This window comes from Sphingomonas sp. SORGH_AS_0870, assembly GCF_031453175.1.
Lineage (GTDB): Bacteria > Pseudomonadota > Alphaproteobacteria > Sphingomonadales > Sphingomonadaceae > Sphingomonas.
In genome coordinates this window covers 1,278,749-1,300,763 of the sequence record NZ_JAVIYW010000002.1, presented here as the reverse complement: position 1 = coordinate 1,300,763, position 22,015 = coordinate 1,278,749, and the positions used below count along the sequence as shown (strand labels likewise).

Genomic DNA, 22,015 nt, shown 5'->3' with positions numbered 1-22,015 from the left:
CTTTCGTCCATCCAATGCTGTTTCGCAGCCCCACCGCGTTACAGACGGTCAGCTTGTGCCGTCGAAGGTTCCTCGTCCGCAAGGGGCGCATAGAAGTCGCGCGTCAGACCGGCAGCGGCGCGCGCCGAGTCGTTGAACGGTGGCTTAACGACCCCGCGAAAGTGGCGGCGGACCAGCATCCGCCAATGCTCGGCGGGCGCGATGTCATGGTTCGCGGCGAGATAGCCGAACCATTTGGCACCGAATCCGACATGGCGGATCTCGTCGGTATAGATGCGCTGGAGGATGCGCGCGGACACCTCGTCGCCCCCGGCGCGAACCCGCGCGACCGTCTCCGGCGTGACGTCCAGCCCGCGCGCCTCCAGCACCAGCGGCACGACCGCCAGCCGCGCCATCGCGTCATGCGCGGTCTCCTCCGCCGCCTCCCACAATCCGGCATGGGCGGGCAGCTCGCCATAACCCGAGCCCAGCGCCCGCAGCCGCCGATACAGCACCGCGAAGTGCATCGCTTCGTCCGCGCCGACCGAGATCCAGTCGTCGGCGAAGCTGCGCGGAAACTGCGCGCCGAAGCGACCCGCCGCATCGAAGGCCAGGTCGATCGCCGCGAACTCGATATGCGCCAGCGCATGGAGCAGCGCGATCCGCCCCTTTTCCGATCCGCCGCGCCCGCGCTTGGGCATGCGGTTGGGCGGCAGCAATTCGGGACGCGCGGGCCGCCCCGGCGCGTCGGGCATTGCCGCGTCGAACCGATGCGCCAGATCGCCGCGCCGCCACGCGCGCGCCGCCGCACGGGCCAGCCGCACCTTGGTCAGCGGGTCGCTCTCGCGCAGCACCGCTGCGCACGCATCGGCCAGGCTGGTCATGGTCAAAGCGCGCGCGCCGCCTCCAGCACGGCCTCGGCATGTCCGGGCACCTTTACCTTGCGCCAGCTGGTCGCCAGCCGCCCCTCGCGGTCGAACAGGAAGGTCGCGCGCTCGATCCCCATATAGGTCTTGCCGTACAGCTTCTTCTCGCCCCACACGCCGAACGCCTCGCACGCGGTGCCGTCCTCGTCGCTGGCGAGTTCGACGGCCAGCTCGTATTTCGCCGCGAATTTCTGATGCTTGGCGGGGCTGTCCTTGGAGATGCCGATCACCCGCACGCCCGCCGCCCGGAAAGCCTCGGCCAGCGCGGTGAAGTCCTGCGCCTCACGGGTGCAGCCGCTCGTATCGTCTTTGGGGTAGAAATAGACGACCAGCGGCCCCGCCACCTCGCCCAGCGCCAGCGGCTGTCCCTCGGCCGTGGTCACCGTGACCCCCGGAATCGGATCGCCCTTGTCCATCGCCTCATTCTCCTTGCCAGACGTGGAGCACCTCCTGCCGCGTCGCCTCCAGCGTGGCAACCACCGCCGCCCAATCGGCCAGCCCCATGGCGCGCGCGATCAGCGGGCGGGTGGCGACGGGCGGCTCCTGCCCATCGGGGACCAGCAGGCGGAAGGCGACCAGCGCGCGGGTCAGCACGTCATGCGCCTGCGCCATGGCGGGCGGCATCAGCCCCTGCCCAACCAGCGCCGCGATCGCCTGCGCAAGATCGGGGGCAAAGCCGGTCCGCTCGGCCAGCTGGGTCCGATGCACCGCGAACTCCAGATCGACCAGACCGCCGGGCAGCAGCTTCACGTCGAAAGGACCCTGCGGCGGCTTGTGCCGCGCCATCTCGCGGCGCATCTCGCCCGCCTCGGCCTGCACGTCGCGCGGCGGGCGGTGGCCGCCCAGCACGTCGGCGATGATCGCCGCGACATGCGCGCGCGCCGCGGCCGATCCGAAGATCGGCCGCGCGCGGGTCAGCGCCATATGCTCCCAGGTCCAGGCATCTTCGCTCTGGTAACGCGCGAAACTGTCGACCGAGACGACCAGCGGTCCCTGCGTGCCCGAGGGACGCAGCCGGGTGTCGACCGGATAGAGCGGCCCCGCCTGGGTCGGCACCGACAGGGCCGCCGTCACCCGCTGCGCCAGCCGGTTGTAATAGAGCGTCGCGCCCAGCGGCTTGGGACCGTCGGACTCGGCCGCGAAATCGCCGGTGAACAGATAGACGAGGTCGAGGTCCGAGGCATGGGTCAGCGCCGCCCCGCCCATCCGGCCCAGCGCCAATATCACCAGCTCGCTATCCGGCACTCGGCCATGCGCCGCGACGAATGCGTCCACCGTCGCCTGCGCCAGCACCCCGACCGCCGCCTCGGCGACGCGGGCATAGCCGCCCGCCACCTCCAGCGGATCGGCACGCCCCGCCACGATCTGCGCGCCCAGCGCGAACCGCAACTCGCCGACGACGCGGCGGACATGGTCCAGCCGGTCCTGATAATCCTGCCCCGCCTCGCCGCCCCGCATCGCGTGTTCGAGGACCGCGATCGCCGGCAGCGGCTCGAAGGCCGAAGCGTCGATCAGCCCGTCGAGCAAGGCGGGTCGCCGCGCCAGTTCGGTCGCCAGCGGCGCGGCATGGCTGAGGATCGCGACGGTCAGGCTGGCGAGCCCCGGCCGCGCCTCCAGCAGGCGGAAGATGTTGATCGCGCTCGTCATCCGCTCGAACAGCGAATCGAGCTTGAGCAGCGCGGCGTCCGGGTCGGGCGCCTCGCCCAGCGCCTCGACCAGGGTCGGCAGCACCGCGTCGAGCGCCTCGCGCGCCGCCGGGCTGCGCAGCGCGGGATAGTCGCCGCCACGCCAGGCCGCGATCCGCCGCGCCGCCGCCTCGATATCGCGCAGGCCCGCCGCGACCAGCCGTTCGCTCAGCAGCACCGGGTCGTGCGGCAGCCGCGGCCGCTCGTCGGCGTCCAGCGCATCATAGCATTGCCCGACCCGCGCGGTGACCGGGGCCAGCGTCGCGACCAGCGTCGCGCCGTCCGCCAGCCCGTGCAGATGCGCCACCCGGTCGAGCGCCTCGCCTTTGGGCAGTTGGTGCGTCTGGCGATCGTCGATCATCTGCACCCGGTGTTCGATGGTGCGCAGCAGGACATAGGCGTCGGACAGCGCCGCCGCTTCGCCCGGATCGATCCGCCCCGCCTCGGCCAGCCGCGCCAGCGCGTCGCGGGTGGCGGGCGCGCGCAGCGACGGGTCGCGGCCGCCATGGATCAGCTGGTGGATCTGCGCGAAGAACTCGATCTCGCGAATCCCGCCGCGCCCGCGCTTCAGGTCATAGCCGGGGCCCAGCGCCTGTCCCTGCGCATGGTGATCGCGGATCCGCCGGGTCAGGTCGCGGATTTCGCCCACCGCACCGAAATCCAGCGCGCGACGCCAGACGAAGGGCCGGATCGCGTCGAGGAAACGCTGGCCCAGCGCCATGTCCCCCGCCGCCGCGCGCGCTCGGATGAACGCCGCGCGCTCCCAGGTCAGCGCCTGGCTTTCATAATAGGCGATCGCCCCCTCGACGGGAATCGCGATCGGCGTCGCCTCGGGCGAGGGCCGCAGCCGCAGATCGACGCGCAGGACATAGCCATCGCCGTCGCGCGCCTGGAGCAGTTCGACCACCCGCTTGCCGATCCGCACCGCCGCCTCTTCGGGTTCCTCGCGCGGGCGGCGGGGCAATGTCTCGGGGTCGAAGATCAGGATGGGGTCGATATCGGAGGAATAGTTGAGTTCGCGGCTGCCCTGTTTCCCCAGCGCGATGGCGGCGAAGCCGACCGGCTCGGCATCCGGCGTCCGCTCCAGGATCGCCGCGCGGATCGCGTGAGACAGCGCCTCGTCGGCAAAGTCGGTCAGCCGGCGGGTCACTTCGGTCAGGTCATAGATGCCCGCCAAATCCCCCAGCGCGACGGTCAGCGCCACCGCGCGCCGCCGCCGGCGCAGCGCGGTGCCGACCGGCAGCGTGGGGTCGAGCATCGGCAGATCAGCCAGCCGCCCTTCGCTAGCCATCGCTGCGATTTCCGGCTCGCGGTCGAGCAGCATTGCCAGAAAGGGGGAATGACGCCGCGCCCGGTCGAGGGCATCGGGCAGTTGCGGACAGGCGGGGACATTCATGCCGCCGCTTCTACCCTCTTGCGCGCGCACCGCAAAAGGCTTTCCCGGAGGTTAACGAAGCAGCTTCACAATTTTTGCAACCTGTCAAGCCCTCATCCGTTATGATGGCATGACGAGCACAGAAGCATGGACCGGACCTATCCATATCGTCCCCGCCCCCCGGCGGGTGGACGATATCGGCTGCGCGTTGCGCGCCGCCTTTTCCGATCCGCTGCGCCTGCCCGACCATTGGGTCCGCCTGCTCGCGCGACTGGACGAACCCGCCCAGCGCCACTGATCCGGTCCCGATGCTCGGGCCGGTATGCCATGTCGGCCCGGCCCCAAGTCATGAAAACGGCCGCCCCACCCCATCGGGCAGAGCGGCCGAGAAAAATTCGTCGGGCTAGCTTAGCGGCCGCCGCTCAGCTGGTCGACATCGCCCATGATGCTGTCGAGCGCGGTCTTGCTGCTGTCGGTCTCGTGCAGGCGACGCGAGGGCAATGCGCCTTCGCTCAGGATCGCCTCCAGCGCGACGCGCCCCCGGGCGACCCGGCTCTTGATCGTGCCGACCGCGACGTTGCAGATTTCCGCCGCTTCCTCATAGGCGAAGCCACCCGCGCCGACGAGGATCAGCGCCTCGCGCTGCGGCTGCGGCAGGTGCATCAGCGCACGCTGCATATCGCCCAGTTCGACATGGCGGTCCTGGCTGGCGGGGGCCGCAAGGATGCGGTCGGCAACCAGATCGTCCCACTCGCCCTTGAAGCGCGCGCGGCGCATCTGCGAGAGATAGAGATTGCGCAGGATGATGAAGGTCCAGGCCCGCATATTGGTGCCCGCCTGGAACCGCTTGCGCGCCGCCCAGGCCTTGAGCAGCGTTTCCTGCACCAGATCGTCGGCCAGGTCGCGGCTGCCCGACAGCGAGCGCCCGAATGCGCGAAGATGGGGAATCACGCGCGCCAGCTCGGTCTTGAACTCGGAATCGGGCAGGGCGACGTGCTCGACGGGGGCGTCGACCTCGATATCGTCCTGCATCAGTGGCTGCGTCATGAAAATCCGATCGTCGGAAGCGGCCGCATGTGCGACCGTTTCGAAATATAGGGTTGGGGGCCCAAAATTGCCAGCCGGTCCAAAGCCATAATGGACCCGCCCGAAGGCCGTATCGCGATCAGCGGAGCACCAGCCAGGCAAAGATCGCGATGACCAGCACCAGCGATATGGGCAGGATGTACCGCGTCACATGCGGGGTCGATCCTGCCCGTGCGTCTTCCTTGGAGACATGGATGGGATGTTCGGGATCAGCCATGTCCACCTCAACGCCTGTCGACCGTTTTGGGTCCGTAACCGATGATCTTTCGTCCCGACGGCCTTATTCGGCCGGAACGGTGCTCTGGTCGAAGAACAGCGCCTGGCTGATCGCCGCCTTCACCGTCGACCGCTGGAACGGCTTGGTGATGAGGAAGGTCGGCTCGGGCCGCTCGCCGGTCAGCAGACGCTCGGGGAAGGCGGTGATGAAGATCACCGGCACCTCGAACTCGGCCAGGATGTCCTTGACCGCGTCGATGCCCGAGCTGTCGTCGGCCAGCTGGATGTCGGCCAGCACCAGGCCGGGCCGGTCCTCCATCGCCAGTGCCACCGCCTCGTCGCGGGTCACGGCGACACCGGTCACCTCATGCCCCAGGTCGCGGACGATCGTCTCGATATCCATCGCGATGATCGGCTCGTCCTCGATGATGAGGACGCGGGCGCGGGTCTGCTTCTCGATCTCGGCCAGCGCCTCGGAGACGAGGTTCTCGACCTCGCTCGGCTCGACATCGATCAGATAGGCGGCGTCCTCGGGCGTGAAGCCCTCCATCGCGGTCAGCAGCAGCGCCTGGCGCGACAGCGGGGTCATCCGCGCCAGCCGGGCGCGCGCCACGCCCTCATTGCCGTCGGCATCGACGCCGTCATTGTCCAGTTCGTCGTAATTGGCCGACGACCAGATGCCCTGGAACATGCGGTAAAGGCCCAGGCGCGGATCGACGTCGCGCGGAAACTGGTCGGGGGCCGCGACAATCGCCTCCAGCGTGGCGCGGACATATTTGTCGCCGTGCATCTGGCTGCCGGTCAGGGCCCGGCCATAGCGCCGCAGGAAGGGAAGATGGGGCGCAAGCTGCTGTCCAAGCGACATGGGTAATGATCACTCCCTGAGGTATTCGCGAAAGCCTGATGTGCTGGCCACCGCGCGTGTTTTCAATGCCGTTTTCTCCGAAATCCCCGATCGACGCGCCGCATGGACGTCCGTCCGGTTTTTTCGTATCGCATCGGGAACCAACAAGATCGAATTTGGTTTCATCGCCACATCAACTATGGCTCTGGCGTAACGCCGACCGGCGGCGCGATTGGGTCGCCATTGCGTCGGTTGCCCCGCTAGTGGGTCGTGCAGGGGGATATTTTGAGTTTGGGCAACAAGACCAAGAAGACGCCTTCCTCGACGCCCGAAAACGGTGGCGAGAAGGATGCCGGCTCGGCCCTGCGCCAGGCATATCAGAAGACTGTCGACGAAAAGATTCCTGACGAGATGCTTGACCTTCTCAGCAAGCTGGACTGACGATCCGGCCGCATGGCCAACGCCCCCATCATTCCCGCCCCGGCTGACCCCGTCGAACGCCCCCCGGTCCCGGCACCGCGCCTGACCACGGGCGCGAAGCTCGTTCTGGTGCTGGGCAGCACGCTGCTGATCCTGGCGGCCATCGCGGTCTTCGCCACGTTGCAGACGACCCGGCTGGCCGACAGCGAGGCGAGCGGCCGCCTGCGCATCGCCGCGAACGAGGATGCGCGCGCCATCGCCACCGAACTGGTCGGCGACATGACCGCTTTGCGCGTTGCAGTCCGCGCGCTGGGCCAGGACCCGCTCGACATGCCCAGCTGCGCCCGCGCCCAGGGCGTGTTCGCGCAACAGTCGATGACCGGCGCGCGCTTCCTCATCACCGACCGGACGGGCAAGACGCTGTGCGGCGACCCGCTGCCCGCCGCATTGCCGGTGCTGGCCGACGGATCGCCGATCGGCGCCGATATCCTGGCCGGACAGGGCCTGGTCCTGTCGGTCGTGCATCAGGACGGCCGGACCCAGGCGCGCGCCTTCTTCCCCCTGCCCTTCCTGCGCACGCTGATCGACCAGAGCAATCACACCAGCGCGGTTGCATCGGTGATCGAGCTGGACGGCGAATCCCTGCCGCTGGCCAGCCTGCCCGGCCGGGGCGCGCTCGGGCGGATGAAGTCGATCCGGACCGAACTGGGCATTGGCGGCCTGGTGCTGCGGACCTCGGCCCCCAGCGCGCCGATCACCTCCTCGCTGATCGTGGCGCTCGCGCTGCCGCTGCTGATGTGGCTGGCCGCCGTGGTGCTGGGCTGGTTCATCGTCGACCGCCTGCTCATCCGCCCCCTGCGCCAGCTGCGCGGGATCGTCGCCGCCTATCAGCCGGGCGAGACGCTCGACATTTCGCAGGTGGAGGCCGCGCCCGCGCAGGAGATCCGCGACCTGGCCGATACGTTCGAGGCGATCACCCAGACGGTCGCCACCCACGAGGCCGGACTGGCAGAAGGGCTGGTCCGCCAGACCAAGCTGACCCGCGAAGTCCATCACCGGGTGAAGAACAATCTTCAGGTCATCTCCAGCCTGATCAACTTCCACGCGCGCGGTGCGACGGGGCCGGAGGCGATGGCCGCCTATTCCTCGATCCAGCGGCGCGTCGATGCGCTGGCGGTGGTGCATCGCCATCACTTCGCCGAGCTGGAGGAAAATCGCGGGCTGAACCTGCGGACGATGATCGGCGAGCTGGCGGCGAACATCCGCGCCACCGCGCCGGAGAACGCCGCCGGGATCGGCATCTCGCTCGACGTCGCGCCGCTTCTGGTCAACCAGGACGTGGCGGTCGCGGTGGCCTTCCTCGTCACCGAGACGATCGAGCTGGCGATGAATTGCGACCCCGCCGCGCAGATCCGCGTCGCGGTCAAGCCCGCCGAGCAGGAAGGCCGCGCGGTCGTCCGCGTCGTTTCGCGCGCGCTGGTCGAGACCGACGAGCTGCGCCACCTGATCGGCAAGCGCTATGGCCGGGTCATGGAGGGGCTGGCGCGGCAGCTTCGTGCGCCGTTGCACCATGATCCGCTGACCGGCGCCTATGAGATTTCCATCGCGATCGTCGGGTGCGACTGAAAAATCGGCGAAAAAGATTCGCAACTGCGAAAAAGCCGGGAACCCTTGCCCCGGCAGAGGGTTCTGCTCTTCGGATAGCGAACTTATGCCCCCCCGCTCTCGCTATCCAAGCCATAGGCCTGGAAGCGTCCACCCTCCCCCCCCCCCGGTGACGCTTCCAGGCCTTAATCTTTTCCGCAGTCCGAGACTCCGCCGCTTCGCCGCCCGTGTCGCCACCCGTGACAGGGCCGGAACGAATGCCGTGTTGACGCATTGGACGCGCAAGGATTTCACAAAGGAGACTGAGAATGCGTAAGCTCATGGGTCTGGCAATCGTCGCCGGTGCGTTGCTGGTCAGCGCATGCAACACCGTCGAGGGCGTGGGTCGCGACGTGAGCTCGGCGGGCAACACCGTCGCCAAAACGGCGGACGACGCCAAGTAAGCCCTTCACCCGGCTGAAGACAGGAAAGGCCCTGGCGGTTTCGCCGGGGCCTTTTTTGTTGGGGTTCAGTCCGTGGCCTTCGGCTTCGCTCAGGCTGAACGGCGTTTGGGGCCTTGGAGCCCTTCCCTCGCTCCGTTCAGCCTGAGCGAAGTCGAAGGCCAAGCGAGCACCAAAGAAAAAGGCCCCGGTTCTCACCGAGGCCTTTCCAGAACCATCCACACCGACATCACGCCGCCGCGTCGGCTTCCTCTTCGGGCGCCTGTCTGGCCCGGCTCCGTTCGGTGAACCAGATGCCGATGATCGCCAGTTCGTAGAGGATGATGAGCGGCACCGCGAGCAGCACCTGCGACATCAGGTCGGGCGGGGTCAGCACCGCCGCGATCGCGGTCGCCGCGACGATCGCATAGCGCCGAGCCCCAATCAGTTGCTTGCGCGTCACGATCCCCGCCCGCTCCAGCAGCATCAGCAGCACCGGCAACAGGAACGCCAGGCCAAAGGCGAACAGGAACTGCATGATGAAGGACAGGTAATTGCCGATGGCGGGCAAGGCCTCACGCCGCACGCCGCCGACGACCCCGTCAAAGCCCAGCAGGAAGTGCAGCGCCATCGGGATGGCGATATAATAGGCCATCGCCGCGCCCATCAGGAACAGCACCGGCGTCGCCAGCAGGAAAGGCAGCAGCGCGCGCTTTTCCTTGCGGTACAGGCCCGGCGCGACGAACTGCCACAGCTGGTTGGCGATCACCGGAAAGGCGATCATCATCGCGGCGAAGAAGGCGACCTTCACCTGGACGAAAAACGCCTCGAAAATCTCGGTATAGACCAGCTTGCCCTGCCCGGCCGCCAGCAGCGGCTTGGCGAGGAAGCCGAAGATCGACTCCGAGAAATACATCGACACGCCGAAGCCCAGCGCGATCGCGACGATACAGTAGAGCAGCCGACGACGAAGCTCGATCAGATGGTCGAGCAGGGGCGCGCGGCTGGCGTCGATCTCGTCATGGTCGGTCACGACGCCGCCCCTTCATTAGGGCGCGGGGCCGGATGCGCGGCGGGATCGGCGGGCGCGGGGGCGACGACGGGCTTCTCGACCATCACCGGCCGATCGCTCTGATCCTCGTGCGCGGGCGCCTGGGCGTCGGGCAAGGCGGGGTCGGCCAGGGGGGGGACGGGCGCGGCGTGATCCGGCGCCGTGTGATCGGGCGCGGGATCGACGACCGGCGGCACCTCGGCGGCATGCTCGCGCATGATCCGCTCATTCTCCGCCGCCCAGCGCTTTTCCATTTCCTCCAGCTCGGCCTCGCGGACCATATTGTCGAAGCCCTGCCGGAACTGGCGCGAGACGCCGCGCGCCTTGCCGACCCAATAGCCGACGACGCGCATCGCCTTGGGCAGATCCTTGGGACCGATCACGACCAGCGCGACGATGGCGACGAGCAGGAACTCGCTGGAGTCGATATTGAACATGGACGTCCGGTATCAGCTGGCGGACGCGATCAGCGATCGTCGCGCACGCGCTCGCCATCACGGTCGAAGGCGGGCTCGGCCGACTTCTGCGCCTCGATCCGGGCGGACGGCTTGGCGGGCTTTTCGTCCTCTTCGGCCATGCCCTTCTTGAAGTTCTTCACACCCTTGGCGACATCGCCCATCAGGTTGGAGAAGCGGCCGCCGCCGAGCAGAAGGATGGCGACGATCGCGAGGACGAGAAGGTGAATCGGGCTAAAGCTGCCCATGGCACGTCTCCTGGGAATTCATGGTCTATCTAGGCCTTGGCATCGCCAGCGGCAATGGTTCAGCGATGCGTGCAAAGCCCCGAACGGGGAGCAAGGAGCCGTGCCGCCTCATTGTGACGTGGGCGTGACGCAAAGAAAAGCTCAATCGCCCTCCGGCGACGCATCGGATGCGGCCTCCTCCTCATCCTCCAGCCGCTCCAGCGCCAGATCGACGGGATCGAGCAGCCCGGCCGCGCGCAGATCCTCCAGGCCGGGCAGATCGCGCCGGCTGGTCAGCCCGAAATGCTGGAGAAAGGCGGGCGTCGTCGCATAGATCAGCGGCCGTCCGGGCACCTCGCGCCGCCCCGCGGGCCGCACCCAGCCCGCCTCCATCAGCACGTCCAGCGTCCCCTTGGAAATGGCGACGCCGCGGATCGCCTCGATCTCGGCGCGGCTGACGGGTTCGTGATAGGCGATGATCGCCAGCGTCTCGATGCCCGCGCGCGACAGGCGGCGCATCTCCTCGCGGTCGCGGCGCAGCAGATGGGCGAGATCGGGCGCGGTCTGGAAATGCCAGCGGTCGCCGCGCCGGACCAGCGCGATCCCGCGCCCGGCATAATGCGCCTCCAGCGTGTCCAGCGCGGCGCGGATGTCGGCCGCCCCCTTCGTCACGCCGACATGGGCGCGGATCGAATCCACGCTCATCGGCTCGGGCGAGGCGAACAGCACGGCCTCCACCGCGCGGACGGTCGGGTCGATGGCGCTCATCGCGGCTGGCGTACCAGAAGCGGCGCGAAGGGCGCGGCCTGGCGCAGCTCGACCTTCCCCTGCCGCGCCAGTTCGAGGACCGCGAGGAAGCTGGACGCCAGCGCCGAACGCCGCAGCCGCTCGCTGCCGTCGGGCAGGAACGTCTCGATCGCCGACCAGTCGATCCGGCTCCCGACCAGCATCGACACGCGGTCCAGCGCCGCCTCCAGCGTCATCACCTGCCGGTCGGCGACGACATGCATGACCGGGCGGGTGCGCGCGTTGATCCGGCCATAGGCGGCGATCAGGTCATAGAGCCCGGCCTGCCACTGCGCCTTGCGCTGCACCGCCAGCCCCTCGGGCGCGCCGCGCGCGAAGACGTCGCGGCCCAGCCGGTCGCGCGCCATCAGCCGCGCCCCCACCTCGCGCATCGCCGCCAGCCGCTCCAGCCGGAGTTGCAGCCGCAGCGCCAGATCCTCGGGGTCCGGCTCCTCCTCGGGCTGGCGGGGCAGCAGCAGCGAGGATTTGAGATAGGCGAGCCATGCCGCCATCACCAGATAATCGGCGGCCAGTTCCAGCTGCATCCGCCCCGCCCGGTCGATGAAACGCAGATATTGCTCGACCAGCGCCAGGATCGAAATCTGCCGCAGATCGACCTTTTGCGAACGCGCCAGCGACAGCAACAGGTCGAGCGGCCCTTCCCACCCGTCCAGATCAAGCGTCAGCTGTTCCCCCGTCATCATGCGCCAGCTTAGCGGCGATGCGAAGCCATGGCGAGACGGGCGGGGTTTATCTTTCCGGAGAGAAAGGGGGGCGAGCACCCACCTTTCGCGAAGTGCGGCCCCGTGCATCGCTTGAAAAGGAATTGGGAAACCGGCCGATCACCACTCCGATCCTCCCCAAGCCTGCTTGGGGAGGGGGACCATCGCGTAGCGATGGTGGAGGGGCGCCGTCGCAGACGGCGGCTGACGCCGCCACCCCTCCACCACGCCCTGCGGGCGCGGTCCCCCTCCCCATCCTCGATGGGGAGGAATTGGGGGGCTCTTATTCCGCCAGCGCCAACAGCGCGTCGCGGCGGGCGATCAGTTCGGCGAAGTCGCCCTCCCCCGGACCGACACTCGCCATCGCGCGGTCGAGCCGAGCGCGAGCCGCGTCGGTGATGGCGGGCACCCGGCCCGCAATCTCGACCATCTCGTCCATCCGTGCCCAGCAATCGAGCACGAGGTCGCATCCCGCCGCCAGCGCGCCTGCCGCCTTCTCGCCCGCCGTACCGCTCAGCGCCTTCATGTCGATATCGTCGGTCATCAGCAGCCCGTCGAACCCGATCCGCCCCCGGATGATCCGCTCGATCACCATCGGCGACAGCGTCGCGGGGCGCTCGGCGTCCCAGGCCTCGAACACGATATGGCTGGTCATGCCCATCGGCGCGGCAGCCAGCGTCCGGAAGGGTTCGAGATCGACCGCCAGCTCGGCCTCGCTCGCGGTGACGGTGGGCAGGAGGTGATGCGAGTCGACCAGCGCGCGGCCATGGCCGGGCATATGCTTGACCACGCCGACGACGCCCGCCGCCGCCAGCCCCTCCAGCATCGCGCGGCCGAGCGCGGCGACCTGCATCGGCTCGGCACCGTAAGCGCGGCAGGCGATCGCCTCGGTCGTATCCGGCTGCACCACGTCGAGCAGCGGCGCGCAGTCGACGCTGATCCCGACCTCGCGCAGCATCAGGCCCAGCGCCTGGCCATTGGCGCGCATCGCCTGGATCGCCGACATCGGCGCGGTCTGGTACAACCGGGCAAAGACCGGCCCGGCGGGGAAAGCAGGCCATTCGGGCGGCCCCATGCGCGCGACCCGGCCGCCTTCCTGGTCGATCAGGATCGCCAGATCGTCGCGCCCCGCCAAGTCGCGCAAGCTGTCGGTTAGGGCGCGGACCTGTGCCCGGTCGACGATGTTGCGCTTGAACAGGATATAGCCCGCCGGTTCGACCGCGGCGAAGAACGCCCGCTCGTCGGGGGTCAGCACCGGGCCCGACAGGCCGAAAATGACGGGGATCATGAACGCACACTCCGGCCCCTTCCCCGCATGGGCGGGAAAGGGGCGTGATGGATCAGCTGGCGACGAAGCAGCTCTCGCCCGCCACGCGCAGGCGACCGCAGATATCGGCGGCCTGGTTGGCCGACCCGGCATTCACCCGCAGGCGGTAGAGGGTCTTGCCGTTCGAGGCGACCGGCTGGACCACCTTGCCCAGCGCGCCGACATAGGAAAAGCGCTTGGAGAAGCGGTCCCATGCGGCATTGGCCGAGGATTCGCTGGGATAGGCGCCCAGCTGGACCATCGACCCGCTGCCGGTCGCGGCAGCGGGGGCGGGACGCGCTGCCGCTACGGGCGCGGGCGCGACCAGCTTGCCGCCCGATTCGGGCACCTGCGCCACGGCGTTGCGGCCGCCATTCGGCTCGGCAGGCTTCTGGACGACGCGGGTGCCGTTCATCGGCGCCTCGGGCACGGCGCGCAGATCGATCGCGCCGGTGCCGCCGGGCTTGCCCGCGCTGGTCGCGATCGCGGTATTGCCCTCGCCCTTGACCTTCAGCCCGCCCGGATCGGCCGGACGCACCTTATAGTCGCCCTCGGGCGCGGCAATGATCGCGCCGTCGCCATCGGCGGCGGCGGTGTGCGCCTGCCACTTGTACAGCGCGAAGCCGATAAAGGCGAGAATGGCGAGGCCCAGGATGACCAGCGCCACGACCTTGCCGATGCCGACGCCCTCGGGCTCGTCCGCCTCGACGGTTTCCAGCCAGGGAAGACGATCGTCCTCCTGTTGGTCATAGCCGCGCAGGTCCATCTCGTTCGCCATCACTTCATCTCCGACACGGCCTCGACGCCCATCAGCGCCAGGCCGTTGCGGATAATCTGCCCGATCCCTTCGCTCAGGAAAAGCCGCGCGCGCGTGACATCGGGATTCTCCGCGATCAGGAAGCGGCGATCGACCCGGTCGTTGCCGACATTCCACGCGGCATGGAAGGCCGCCGCCAGGTCATAGAGATAGAAGGCGATGCGATGCGGCTCGCGCGCCGCCGCCGCCGTCTCGACGATGCGCGGGAATTGCGCGGCCAGCTTCACCAGCGCCAGATCCTCGGTATCGAGCAGCGACAGGTCGGCGGTGCCGCCCTCGATCCCCGCCTCGGCCGCGCGGCGCTTCAGCGAGGCGATGCGGGCATGGGCGTACTGGACGTAGAAGACGGGATTGTCCTTCGACGCCTCGACCACCTTGGCGAAGTCGAAGTCCATCTGCGCATCGGCGCGGCGGGTCAGCATGGTGAAGCGGACCACGTCCTTGCCGACCTCGCGTACGACATCGGCCAGCGTGACGAAATTGCCCGCGCGCTTCGACATCTTCACCGGCTCGCCACCGCGCAGCAGGCGGACCATCTGGACCAGCTTGACGTCGAACTTGGTCTTGCCGCCGGTCAGCGCCTCGACCGCCGCGACGATCCGCTTGACGGTGCCCGCATGGTCGGCGCCCCAGATGTCGATCAGCTGATCGGCGGACTGCGCCTTCTGATAGTGATAGGCCAGGTCGGCGCCGAAATAGGTCCAGCTGCCGTTCGACTTCTTGATCGGGCGATCCTGATCGTCGCCGAACTGGCTGGAGCGGAACAGCGGCAGCTCGACCGGCTCCCAATCCTCGGGCGTCTCGCCCTTGGGGGCCTCCAGCACGCCGTCATAGACCAGGCCGCGCGAGCGCAGCTCGGCCTCGGCCGCCTCGGGCTTGCCCGCCGCCTGCAGCTCGGCCTCGGAGGAGAACAGGTCGTGATGGATGCCGAGCAGCGCCAGATCCTCGCGGATCATCGCCATCATCGCTGCCACCGCGCGGGTGCGGAACAGGATCAGCCATTCGCCCTCGGGCGCGTCGACATAGGCGTCGCCGAACTCGGCGGCCAGCGCCTCGCCCACGGGCTTCAGATATTCGCCCGGATAGAGCCCCTCGGGGATTTCGATCGTCGCGCCCAGCGCCTCGCGGTAGCGCAGATGCGCCGAGCGGGCGAGCACGTCGACCTGGCCGCCCGCATCGTTGACATAATATTCGCGGATGACCTTATGGCCGGCAAATTCCAGCAGCGTGGCGAGCGCATCGCCCACCACCGCGCCCCGGCAATGGCCCATATGCATCGGGCCGGTCGGATTGGCCGAGACATATTCGATGTTGACCGTCACACCGTTCCCGCGCGCCGAGCGACCATAATCGCCCCCCGCCTGCGGGATCGCGGCCAGCTCGTCGCGCCAGGCGGCGTCGGTCAGCCGCATGTTGAGGAAGCCCGGCCCGGCGACCGCGACGCTGTCCACCTCGTCCAGCTTGCCCAGCTCGGCGGCCAGCGCCTCGGCCAGCGTGCGCGGGTTGGTCCCGGCGGGCTTGGCCAGCACCATCGCGGCGTTGGTGGCGAGGTCGCCATGCGACGCGTCGCGCGGCGGCTCGACCGTGACGTTGCGGCGATCCAGCCCGCCGGGCAACGTGCCGGCGGCAACCAGCGTGTCCAGCGCCGCATCGATATGCGCGGCAAAGCGGGTGTAGAGGGTCATCGCATCGTCCGATCGGGGGTAGGAAAGCGTTGCGCTCTAGCGAAATCGGGCGCGCGCTTCAAATCATGCTTGGCGGGCGGGCCCGGCGAGCGATTGCGCGCAGTGCATCCATGCCCCAGCCCTTTGCAGTTGCCGTTCATGCTGCGCCGCAATAACTCGGTATACGAAAGTTAAAGCGCGAGAGGACCTGATCCGGCTCAACGCAAAAAGCGGGAGTTTCGATCATGCGCAAGACCATTCTGATCCTGGCCGCGGCCGTCGCCGCCATCCCCACCGTCGGCGCGATCGCCGCCGAGGGCGAGCAGCGCTTCGTTCACGAAGGCCAGACCTATGTCTACACCCGGTCGACCGAAAACGGCAATCCGGTGATCCAGGGCCGTCGCTATCCGGGCGGCGAGCCGTTCCGCTTCGTGGTGAAGGGCCACCGCGTGACCGGCACGACCGGCACCACCCAGGTCGCCTTCACGACCGACGAAGCCCGTGGCGCACTGGGCGCAGGCGTCGAGACCAGCGCTCGCTGATCTCCGCCTTACGGCTTGAGAGAAACGGCTCGTTCTTCCGGTGGGAAGAGCGGGCCGTTTCCTATTCCGGGCGACCGACAGGCGTGATCATGCACCGCTGATCTTCTGTCCCGAATGCCCGCCCTCCTTGTCCGATTTTCCGGAAGCGGTCTTCTTCGCGCCGGTGCCCGTGCCACCGCCTCGCCCGGTCCCCAAGCTGCCACGCGCGCCGTCTCCGCCTTTGGCCGTAACCGCTCCGGGATTACCGCCTGCGCCCTTCTGTGCCATGATCGATCTCCTGTGCAACCGATCAAGAACAGGACTGAACCCCAGCACGTTCCATTTAAATTCAGTTACTTAGATCACATCGGGCTGGTGCGCCCCTTATCGGGGAAAGTCGCGTACATCATAGTGGCTGAACCGTCGCCCCGCTCGGCGATCACGCCATGCCTGCAGCTTCATCATGAGGTAGACCAGGATCGCCGGGACCACGGCCAATGGAGCATAGACCAGGGGCAGTCCCAAATCGCACAGTCCCGCATAGCTGAGAAGCGTCAAGGGGAAGGCGATGCGAATCCATATTCGCCGCCGATAGAGATCGTGATCGGACCGGAATGGCGGCGGTTCTGGACTGCTCGCTTCGGCGGCCGGACCATGTGCAGGTCTTCGAGATCGCAACCAACTGGTCGAGCGCTGCCGCATGACGGCACGATAGCGCTTGTCGGGCCTTGATTGCCGCCAATCCCGGACACCGCCTTCCAGTCAGAAGCCGTCCGGCAGGTCGATCGCGCCGATCACCTCGCGATAGCACCGCACCGCATAACGGTCCGTCATCCCCGCGATGAAGTCGGCGATATGCCGACTCCGCGCCGGTTCGTCCTCGGGCAAGCGCTCACGCCATTCCTCAGGCAGTTGCGCGGGGTCGGCGCGATAGGCGGCGAACAGGCCCTGGACGATGCCGTGCGCCGCATCCGCCGCCGCCAGCTGACGCGGGTGGTGGTAGAGATTGGCGTACATGAAACGCTTCAGGTCGCGCTCCTCGGCCCGCATCGCGTCCGAGAAGCCGACCAGCGCCCGGCCCGCCGCGCGGACATCGGCGACGTCCCCCACCCCGCTATCGGCGATGCGCACCCGCGTCTCGGCGACGAGGTCGTTGACCATCACCCCGATCTGCGAGCGGATCAGCTCGCTCGCCAGCCTCTTGGGTGCGACATCGGGGAACTGCGCCCGCGCCACGTCCCACCCGCGCGCGACCAGCGGCACGCTCAGCAACTGGTCGAGCGTCAACAGCCCCGCGCGCAGGCCGTCGTCGATATCGTGATTGTCATAGGCGATATCGTCCGCCAGCGCCGCGACCTGCGCCTCCAACGAGGCATGGCTGTCCAGGTCGAGCGGAAAGCCCGCATCCGCCTCGCGCAGCGCCCAGCCGGGGTGGCGGACCGGGCCGTTATGCTTGGCCAGCCCCTCCAGCGTCTCCCAGCTGAGGTTCAGCCCATCCCAGCGGGGATAGGGCCGCTCGATCGCGGTCAGGGTGCGCAGCGTGTGGCCGTTGTGATCGAACCCGCCATGATCGGTCAGCGCCGCCTTCAGCGCATCCTCGCCCGCATGGCCGAAGGGCGGGTGGCCGATGTCATGCGCCAGGCACAGCGCCTCGGTCAGATCCTCGTTCAGCCCCAGCGTCCGCGCGATCGTCCGGCCGATCTGCGCCACTTCCAGGCTGTGAGTCAGGCGGACGCGGAAATGGTCGCCATCGGGCGCCATGAACACCTGCGTCTTGTGCCGCAGCCGTCGGAAGCTGATCGAATGGATGATCCGGTCGCGGTCGCGCTGGAACGCGTCGCGCGGGCCGCGCTCCAGCCCCTTGGCCTCGTCATGGCGGCGGCCCCGGCTCCGGTCGGGATAAGAAGCCCAGGGGGCGAAGCGGCTCACTTCGCGTCGAGCCGCGTCACCGCCTGCCCTGCGTCGCTGGTCACGGGGAAGGCCGAAACCCCCTTCTTAGCCAGCTGGTTGACGAAGGCGCGCGCCTCCGCCTCGGTCTTGAACGGGCCGGTCAGGACCCGGTGGGTCGCGCGCAGCGGAGTCTTGTAGCCCTTGCGCGCGGCGAACAGCTCGGGGGCCTTCGCCTTGGTCGCCGCCCAGGCCTTGGGCAGATCGTCCTCGTTCGCGCCGCCCGCGACCTGGACCCAGATGCGCTCGGGATTGGCCCTGGCGCGCTTCTTTTCCTCGGCGGCTTCCTTGGCTTCGGCCGCCTTCTTCTCCGCCTCGGCCTTTTTGGCGGCGAGCGCCTTCTTCTCGGCGGCCGCCTTGGCCGCAGCAGCCTTGCGCTCGGCGGCGGTCGGCCTCTTGCTTTCCTTCGCGGCGGGCTCGGCGGCCTCGCTCGCCTTTTCGCGCGCCTGGTGATCGCGGTCGGCCTTGGCGCGGGCTTCGGCCAGGACGCGCTGTGCCCCGCCCGATACCGGCGTGTTGGCGGCGACCACCGCCGGACGCTCCGGCCCTTCGACCCCCAGCTCGGAGGCGGGGATGGAGAGATTGGCGACGATCCGTGCCAGCACCGAATCCTCGCGCAAGGCGTGCGAGGCGGCGAGCGAGGGGCGACGCGACGCCGTGCGGGCCGGGCGCGACGGAGGCGTCGGTTCGCTGGTTTCGACCGGGATCGGCTGGACCATCGGGGTGGCCTCGGCCTTGGCGAGCTGGACCGGCGGGGCGGCGGGCGTCGGCTCGGGCGTGGTCGGAACCGCCTGGACCATCTGGACCGGCGGCGTGGTGACCGGTGCTGGGGCGACCGGCGCCGTGGCGGGCGCGGGCAAGGGCTGGATCATCGCCCGTGCGGGCTCGGCGGCGGCCAGCGCGACGGGGGCCGTGGGCGCGGCGGCCGGTTCCGCCGGGCGCGCGGCGGGCGCGGTCGGCAGCGCGGAGGTGAAGCCCGGCTGCGGCTGGACCGGGCGCATCGGCGAGGCGGCGGCCACGACCCGGTTCGTGTCGGGCAAGGGCTGGATCATCGCGGTCGACGCGGTCCGGACCGGAGCGGGAAGCGCCGCCGTCGCAACGCCGGGATCGCGGCGCGACGAACCGCGACCGCCACGACGGCGCTCGTCGCGTGCCGTCGCCTGCTGCACTGGCGCGGGCGTCGCCACCGTCGCGGAGGCCAACGCGACGGGCGCATCCGGGGTCAGCACCGGCAGGCTGGGGGCCAGCCGGGCGTCCGCCAGCCGCTCGGGCGTGGCGCGCGTCTCGCCGAAATGGACGGCGAAGGCGCGGTCGGTGGCGGGCAGCGTCGGCAGGCGCTGGAAAAAGGGTTGCAGCCCCTGCGCCAGCTGGGCGGGCATCATCGTTCCCGCGATGCGCGTCGCTTCGGGCAGGTCGCCCGCCATCGCCAGGATGAAGGCGCGGGCGCGCCACGCCGCGCGGTCGGTCTTGCGGAGCAGCGGATCGAGTTCCTGCAACGCCCGCTCGCGCTGGCCCGAAATGCCCAGCGACAGCGCATAGCGGCGGACGATCTCGTCATTCGGCTCGCTTGCCAGGGCCAGCCGATAATCGCGCTGCGCCCGCACCTGATCGCCGACCAGATCATAGGCCAGACCGCGATCGGCGGCGAACTTCGCCGGGGCCAGTCCCGCCGCCTCGGCCTGCGCGAAATAGCGCAGCGCCTCGCCCGGTCGCTCGGATCGGACCAGGATCGATCCCATCCCCGCCTTGATCCGGGGATCGCGCGCATCGACCTTTTCGGCGCGGGCGAACAGCGACGCCGCGCCCGACAGATCATCGAGGCGGATGGACAGCTCGCCCGCCTCGATCAGCGCGTCAATGTCGCGCGGGTTCTGCGCGACGCGGCGCATCACATCGCCCAGCCGGTCGGCATCGGTCGTGCCGGGAAGCGGCTGGACCATGGCCTGTGCCAGAAGCGGAACGGGGGCCGATGCGAGCATCAGGGCGAGCGCCAGCGAAGCGCGGGAAAGATAGGGGAACGTCATGGGACCGATCCGCATAAAGCGCGTTTTGCCGTGCACGGCAATGCCCTTCCCGCCCCCGACGCGCCCGATCGCTCCACGCCGTCGACCAACAGGCGCGGCGACCGACCGCCGCCCCGGCCAAGGCTGGGGCCTTTTGCGGCGTCGGGTCGAGGCGTGACATCTCGAATACTCGGCACGAGACACCCCAGCGCCGTCGCCCCGACAAAGGCCCGGCCTTTCGCGGCGGGGTCAGGGTTCGGGAAAGATTCCCGCCTCACGGGGATGACGGATGGAAATGGCGACGTGGGACCGCCGCCCAACGAAAAAGGCCCGCGCGAACGGATCGCGCGGGCCTCTCGTTCATCCCTTGCGGGACGGGATTACTGGTTGTTCTGCCGATGCAGGAAACGCGGAATGTCGAGCGACGAGTCGCCGCCCTGCGCATTCTCGTCACGCTGCGCACCCCGCGCGGCGTTGGACATGCGCTCGAACAGCGTGCCGCCCAGCTTCACGCGCGGCGCGGGCTGGGCCGGAGCCTCGCCGGCTTCGCTGCCCGGGGCCAGCCAGCGGCGACGGGCATCGTCGCCACCCGCCGCCGGGGCGGCCGGGGTCGCGGGCGTGGCGGGCGCTGCGGACGGCGCCGGGACCATCGTGTCCGCGCCCAGCACCAGTTCGTCTTCCTCGGTCGCCTTGGGGGCTGCAGGCGCAGCGGCGGCGGGCGCCGGGGCGGGCTGTGCCACCGGGGCGGGTGGCGGCGCGGCGGCGACGGGCGGTTCGACCGGCGCGGGCGGGGTCACGCTCGCCTGCGGCGCGGGAGCCGGGGCGGCGGGTTCGCTGGGGCGATAGCTGGGCGTGTCGTCGGTCTTGCGTGCCATGCCGCCCATGCTGAAGCCGCTGCGGTTCGACTCGCTGGGCGACGGAGCGACCTTCACCTCGGCGTCGATGCCGGTGGCGACCACCGACACGCGGATGCGGCCTTCCAGCTCGGGGTTGAAGGCCGAGCCCCAGATGATGTTCGCGTCCGGATCGACCAGCTCGCGGATATGGTTCGCGGCCTCGTCGACCTCGAGCAGGCGCATGTCGTCGCCGCCAGTGATCGAGATGATGACGCCCTTGGCCCCCTGCATCGACACGCCGTCGAGCAGCGGGTTGGCAATCGCCTTCTGCGCCGCCTCGATCGCGCGATTGTCGCCGGTCGCCTCACCGGTGCCCATCATCGCCTTGCCCATCTCCTGCATCACCGAGCGGACGTCGGCGAAGTCGAGGTTGATGAGGCCCGGCATGACCATCAGGTCGGTGATGCCGCGCACACCCTGCTGCAACACCTCGTCCGCCATCGCGAACGCTTCCTTGAAGGTGGTGTTGGCATTGGCGATCAGGAACAGATTTTGGTTGGGGATGACGATCAGCGTATCGACGTACTTCTGCAGCTCCTCGATGCCGCCATCGGCCGACTTGGCGCGACGATTACCCTCGAAGGCGAAGGGCTTGGTCACCACGCCGACGGTCAGGATGCCCATGTCGCGCGCCGCCTTGGCGATGACCGGGGCCGCACCGGTGCCGGTGCCGCCGCCCATGCCCGCCGCGATGAAGCACATATGGCTGCCCTCGAGCAGCTTCGACAGGTCGTCGATCGTCTCTTCGGCGGCCGCGCGGCCGATCTCGGGACGGCTACCGGCACCCAACCCTTGCGTGATCTTGGCGCCCAGCTGGATACGCTGCGGCGCGATCGACTGCTTCAAAGCCTGCGCGTCGGTGTTGGCGACGAGGAAATCCACGCCCTGCACCTCGGCGCGCATCATGTTCGCGATCGCGTTGCCGCCGGCACCGCCGACACCGATCACCGCGATGCGCGGCGTCAGTTCGTCGACCTCGGGTGCGATGAATTCGATGCTCATCCCAATATTACTCCGCCGTTCCCGGTCGATACGCTAAGACCGGGCCCCTGATTGATCGTTAGT

22 protein-coding genes are annotated in these 22,015 nt (G+C 69.0%); 5 read left to right on the top strand and 17 right to left on the bottom strand.

Annotated elements, in window-relative coordinates; all coding sequences use genetic code 11:
* Nucleotides 1–38: 38 nt before the first annotated feature.
* Genes QE363_RS06670 through QE363_RS06660 form a run of 3 tightly spaced genes read right to left on the bottom strand, consistent with a single transcriptional unit; the run spans nucleotide 39 to nucleotide 3,986 of the window.
* Entirely contained in the window at nucleotides 39–863 is an 825-nt protein-coding gene (locus tag QE363_RS06670) for a ferritin-like domain-containing protein (RefSeq protein WP_309698117.1), read from the bottom strand.
* Nucleotides 864–865: 2 nt separating this feature from the next.
* The gene (locus QE363_RS06665) at nucleotides 866–1,321 is read right to left on the bottom strand and encodes a peroxiredoxin (protein ID WP_309693422.1); all 456 of its coding nucleotides are present in this window, start codon (nucleotides 1,319–1,321) and stop codon (nucleotides 866–868) included.
* Nucleotides 1,322–1,325: 4 nt separating this feature from the next.
* Nucleotides 1,326–3,986, bottom strand: a complete 2,661-nt coding sequence (locus QE363_RS06660) for a bifunctional [glutamine synthetase] adenylyltransferase/[glutamine synthetase]-adenylyl-L-tyrosine phosphorylase (protein WP_309693419.1) — start codon at nucleotides 3,984–3,986, stop codon at nucleotides 1,326–1,328.
* Nucleotides 3,987–4,095: 109 nt separating this feature from the next.
* Here QE363_RS06660 and QE363_RS06655 point away from each other — a divergent pair, with 109 nt between their 5' ends.
* Nucleotides 4,096–4,263, top strand: coding sequence for a hypothetical protein (locus QE363_RS06655; RefSeq protein ID WP_309693416.1), 168 nt, complete (start codon nucleotides 4,096–4,098; stop codon nucleotides 4,261–4,263).
* 110 nt (nucleotides 4,264–4,373) lie between these two features.
* Here the strand turns inward: QE363_RS06655 and QE363_RS06650 are convergent, their stop codons facing one another.
* The 3 genes from QE363_RS06650 to QE363_RS06640 all read right to left on the bottom strand — a co-directional run bounded on the left by QE363_RS06650 (nucleotide 4,374) and on the right by QE363_RS06640 (nucleotide 6,132).
* Nucleotides 4,374–5,012, bottom strand: coding sequence for a sigma-70 family RNA polymerase sigma factor (locus QE363_RS06650; protein ID WP_307103431.1), 639 nt, complete (start codon nucleotides 5,010–5,012; stop codon nucleotides 4,374–4,376).
* A 118-nt stretch (nucleotides 5,013–5,130) separates the two neighbouring features.
* A complete protein-coding gene (locus tag QE363_RS06645) occupies nucleotides 5,131–5,268 on the bottom strand; it encodes a hypothetical protein (protein ID WP_307103430.1) in 138 nt (45 codons plus the stop codon).
* Between the two features lie 63 nt (nucleotides 5,269–5,331).
* Nucleotides 5,332–6,132, bottom strand: a complete 801-nt coding sequence (locus QE363_RS06640) for a response regulator (protein WP_183951702.1) — start codon at nucleotides 6,130–6,132, stop codon at nucleotides 5,332–5,334.
* A 270-nt stretch (nucleotides 6,133–6,402) separates the two neighbouring features.
* On the opposite strand from QE363_RS06640, the gene QE363_RS06635 reads away from it, so the two are divergent.
* From QE363_RS06635 to QE363_RS06625, 3 genes are all read left to right on the top strand, one after another.
* A complete protein-coding gene (locus tag QE363_RS06635; RefSeq protein ID WP_307103427.1) occupies nucleotides 6,403–6,552 on the top strand; it encodes a NepR family anti-sigma factor in 150 nt (49 codons plus the stop codon).
* A gap of 12 nt (nucleotides 6,553–6,564) precedes the next feature.
* Complete coding sequence (locus QE363_RS06630; protein ID WP_309693408.1) at nucleotides 6,565–8,157, top strand: histidine kinase dimerization/phosphoacceptor domain -containing protein; 1,593 nt, start codon at nucleotides 6,565–6,567, stop codon at nucleotides 8,155–8,157.
* Between the two features lie 287 nt (nucleotides 8,158–8,444).
* The gene (locus QE363_RS06625; protein ID WP_007405456.1) at nucleotides 8,445–8,579 is read left to right on the top strand and encodes an entericidin A/B family lipoprotein; all 135 of its coding nucleotides are present in this window, start codon (nucleotides 8,445–8,447) and stop codon (nucleotides 8,577–8,579) included.
* 226 nt (nucleotides 8,580–8,805) lie between these two features.
* Here the strand turns inward: QE363_RS06625 and tatC are convergent, their stop codons facing one another.
* From tatC to argS, 8 genes are all read right to left on the bottom strand, one after another.
* Entirely contained in the window at nucleotides 8,806–9,588 is a 783-nt protein-coding gene (gene tatC / locus QE363_RS06620) for a twin-arginine translocase subunit TatC (RefSeq protein WP_307103423.1), read from the bottom strand.
* On the bottom strand, nucleotides 9,585–10,043 hold the full coding sequence (gene tatB / locus QE363_RS06615) for a Sec-independent protein translocase protein TatB (protein ID WP_309693403.1): 459 nt from the start codon (nucleotides 10,041–10,043) through the stop codon (nucleotides 9,585–9,587). The genes tatC and tatB overlap by 4 nt, the downstream gene beginning before the upstream one ends.
* A 29-nt stretch (nucleotides 10,044–10,072) precedes the next feature.
* Nucleotides 10,073–10,309, bottom strand: coding sequence for a Sec-independent protein translocase subunit TatA (locus QE363_RS06610; RefSeq protein ID WP_007405493.1), 237 nt, complete (start codon nucleotides 10,307–10,309; stop codon nucleotides 10,073–10,075).
* Between the two features lie 141 nt (nucleotides 10,310–10,450).
* On the bottom strand, nucleotides 10,451–11,056 hold the full coding sequence (gene scpB / locus QE363_RS06605; RefSeq protein ID WP_309693391.1) for an SMC-Scp complex subunit ScpB: 606 nt from the start codon (nucleotides 11,054–11,056) through the stop codon (nucleotides 10,451–10,453).
* Nucleotides 11,053–11,778, bottom strand: a complete 726-nt coding sequence (locus QE363_RS06600; RefSeq protein WP_307103417.1) for a ScpA family protein — start codon at nucleotides 11,776–11,778, stop codon at nucleotides 11,053–11,055. The genes scpB and QE363_RS06600 overlap by 4 nt, the downstream gene beginning before the upstream one ends.
* 301 nt (nucleotides 11,779–12,079) lie before the next feature.
* Complete coding sequence (locus tag QE363_RS06595; protein ID WP_309693389.1) at nucleotides 12,080–13,084, bottom strand: glycoside hydrolase family 3 N-terminal domain-containing protein; 1,005 nt, start codon at nucleotides 13,082–13,084, stop codon at nucleotides 12,080–12,082.
* Between the two features lie 52 nt (nucleotides 13,085–13,136).
* The gene (locus tag QE363_RS06590) at nucleotides 13,137–13,880 is read right to left on the bottom strand and encodes an SPOR domain-containing protein (protein WP_309693386.1); all 744 of its coding nucleotides are present in this window, start codon (nucleotides 13,878–13,880) and stop codon (nucleotides 13,137–13,139) included.
* The gene (gene argS, locus QE363_RS06585) at nucleotides 13,880–15,604 is read right to left on the bottom strand and encodes an arginine--tRNA ligase (protein ID WP_309693383.1); all 1,725 of its coding nucleotides are present in this window, start codon (nucleotides 15,602–15,604) and stop codon (nucleotides 13,880–13,882) included. Before argS ends, QE363_RS06590 begins: the two co-directional genes overlap by 1 nt.
* A gap of 224 nt (nucleotides 15,605–15,828) precedes the next feature.
* On the opposite strand from argS, the gene QE363_RS06580 reads away from it, so the two are divergent.
* Nucleotides 15,829–16,125, top strand: coding sequence for a hypothetical protein (locus tag QE363_RS06580; RefSeq protein WP_307103408.1), 297 nt, complete (start codon nucleotides 15,829–15,831; stop codon nucleotides 16,123–16,125).
* Between the two features lie 741 nt (nucleotides 16,126–16,866).
* On the opposite strand, the gene QE363_RS06575 is transcribed toward QE363_RS06580, so the two are convergent.
* The 3 genes from QE363_RS06575 to ftsZ form a co-directional block, all read right to left on the bottom strand.
* Nucleotides 16,867–18,033, bottom strand: a complete 1,167-nt coding sequence (locus QE363_RS06575; protein WP_309693381.1) for a deoxyguanosinetriphosphate triphosphohydrolase — start codon at nucleotides 18,031–18,033, stop codon at nucleotides 16,867–16,869.
* Complete coding sequence (locus tag QE363_RS06570; RefSeq protein ID WP_309693379.1) at nucleotides 18,030–20,075, bottom strand: SPOR domain-containing protein; 2,046 nt, start codon at nucleotides 20,073–20,075, stop codon at nucleotides 18,030–18,032. The genes QE363_RS06575 and QE363_RS06570 overlap by 4 nt, the downstream gene beginning before the upstream one ends.
* A gap of 359 nt (nucleotides 20,076–20,434) precedes the next feature.
* Nucleotides 20,435–21,952: a cell division protein FtsZ gene (gene ftsZ / locus QE363_RS06565; protein ID WP_309693376.1), complete on the bottom strand. Its 1,518-nt coding sequence runs from the start codon at nucleotides 21,950–21,952 to the stop codon at nucleotides 20,435–20,437.
* Between the last annotated feature and the right edge of the window lie 63 nt (nucleotides 21,953–22,015).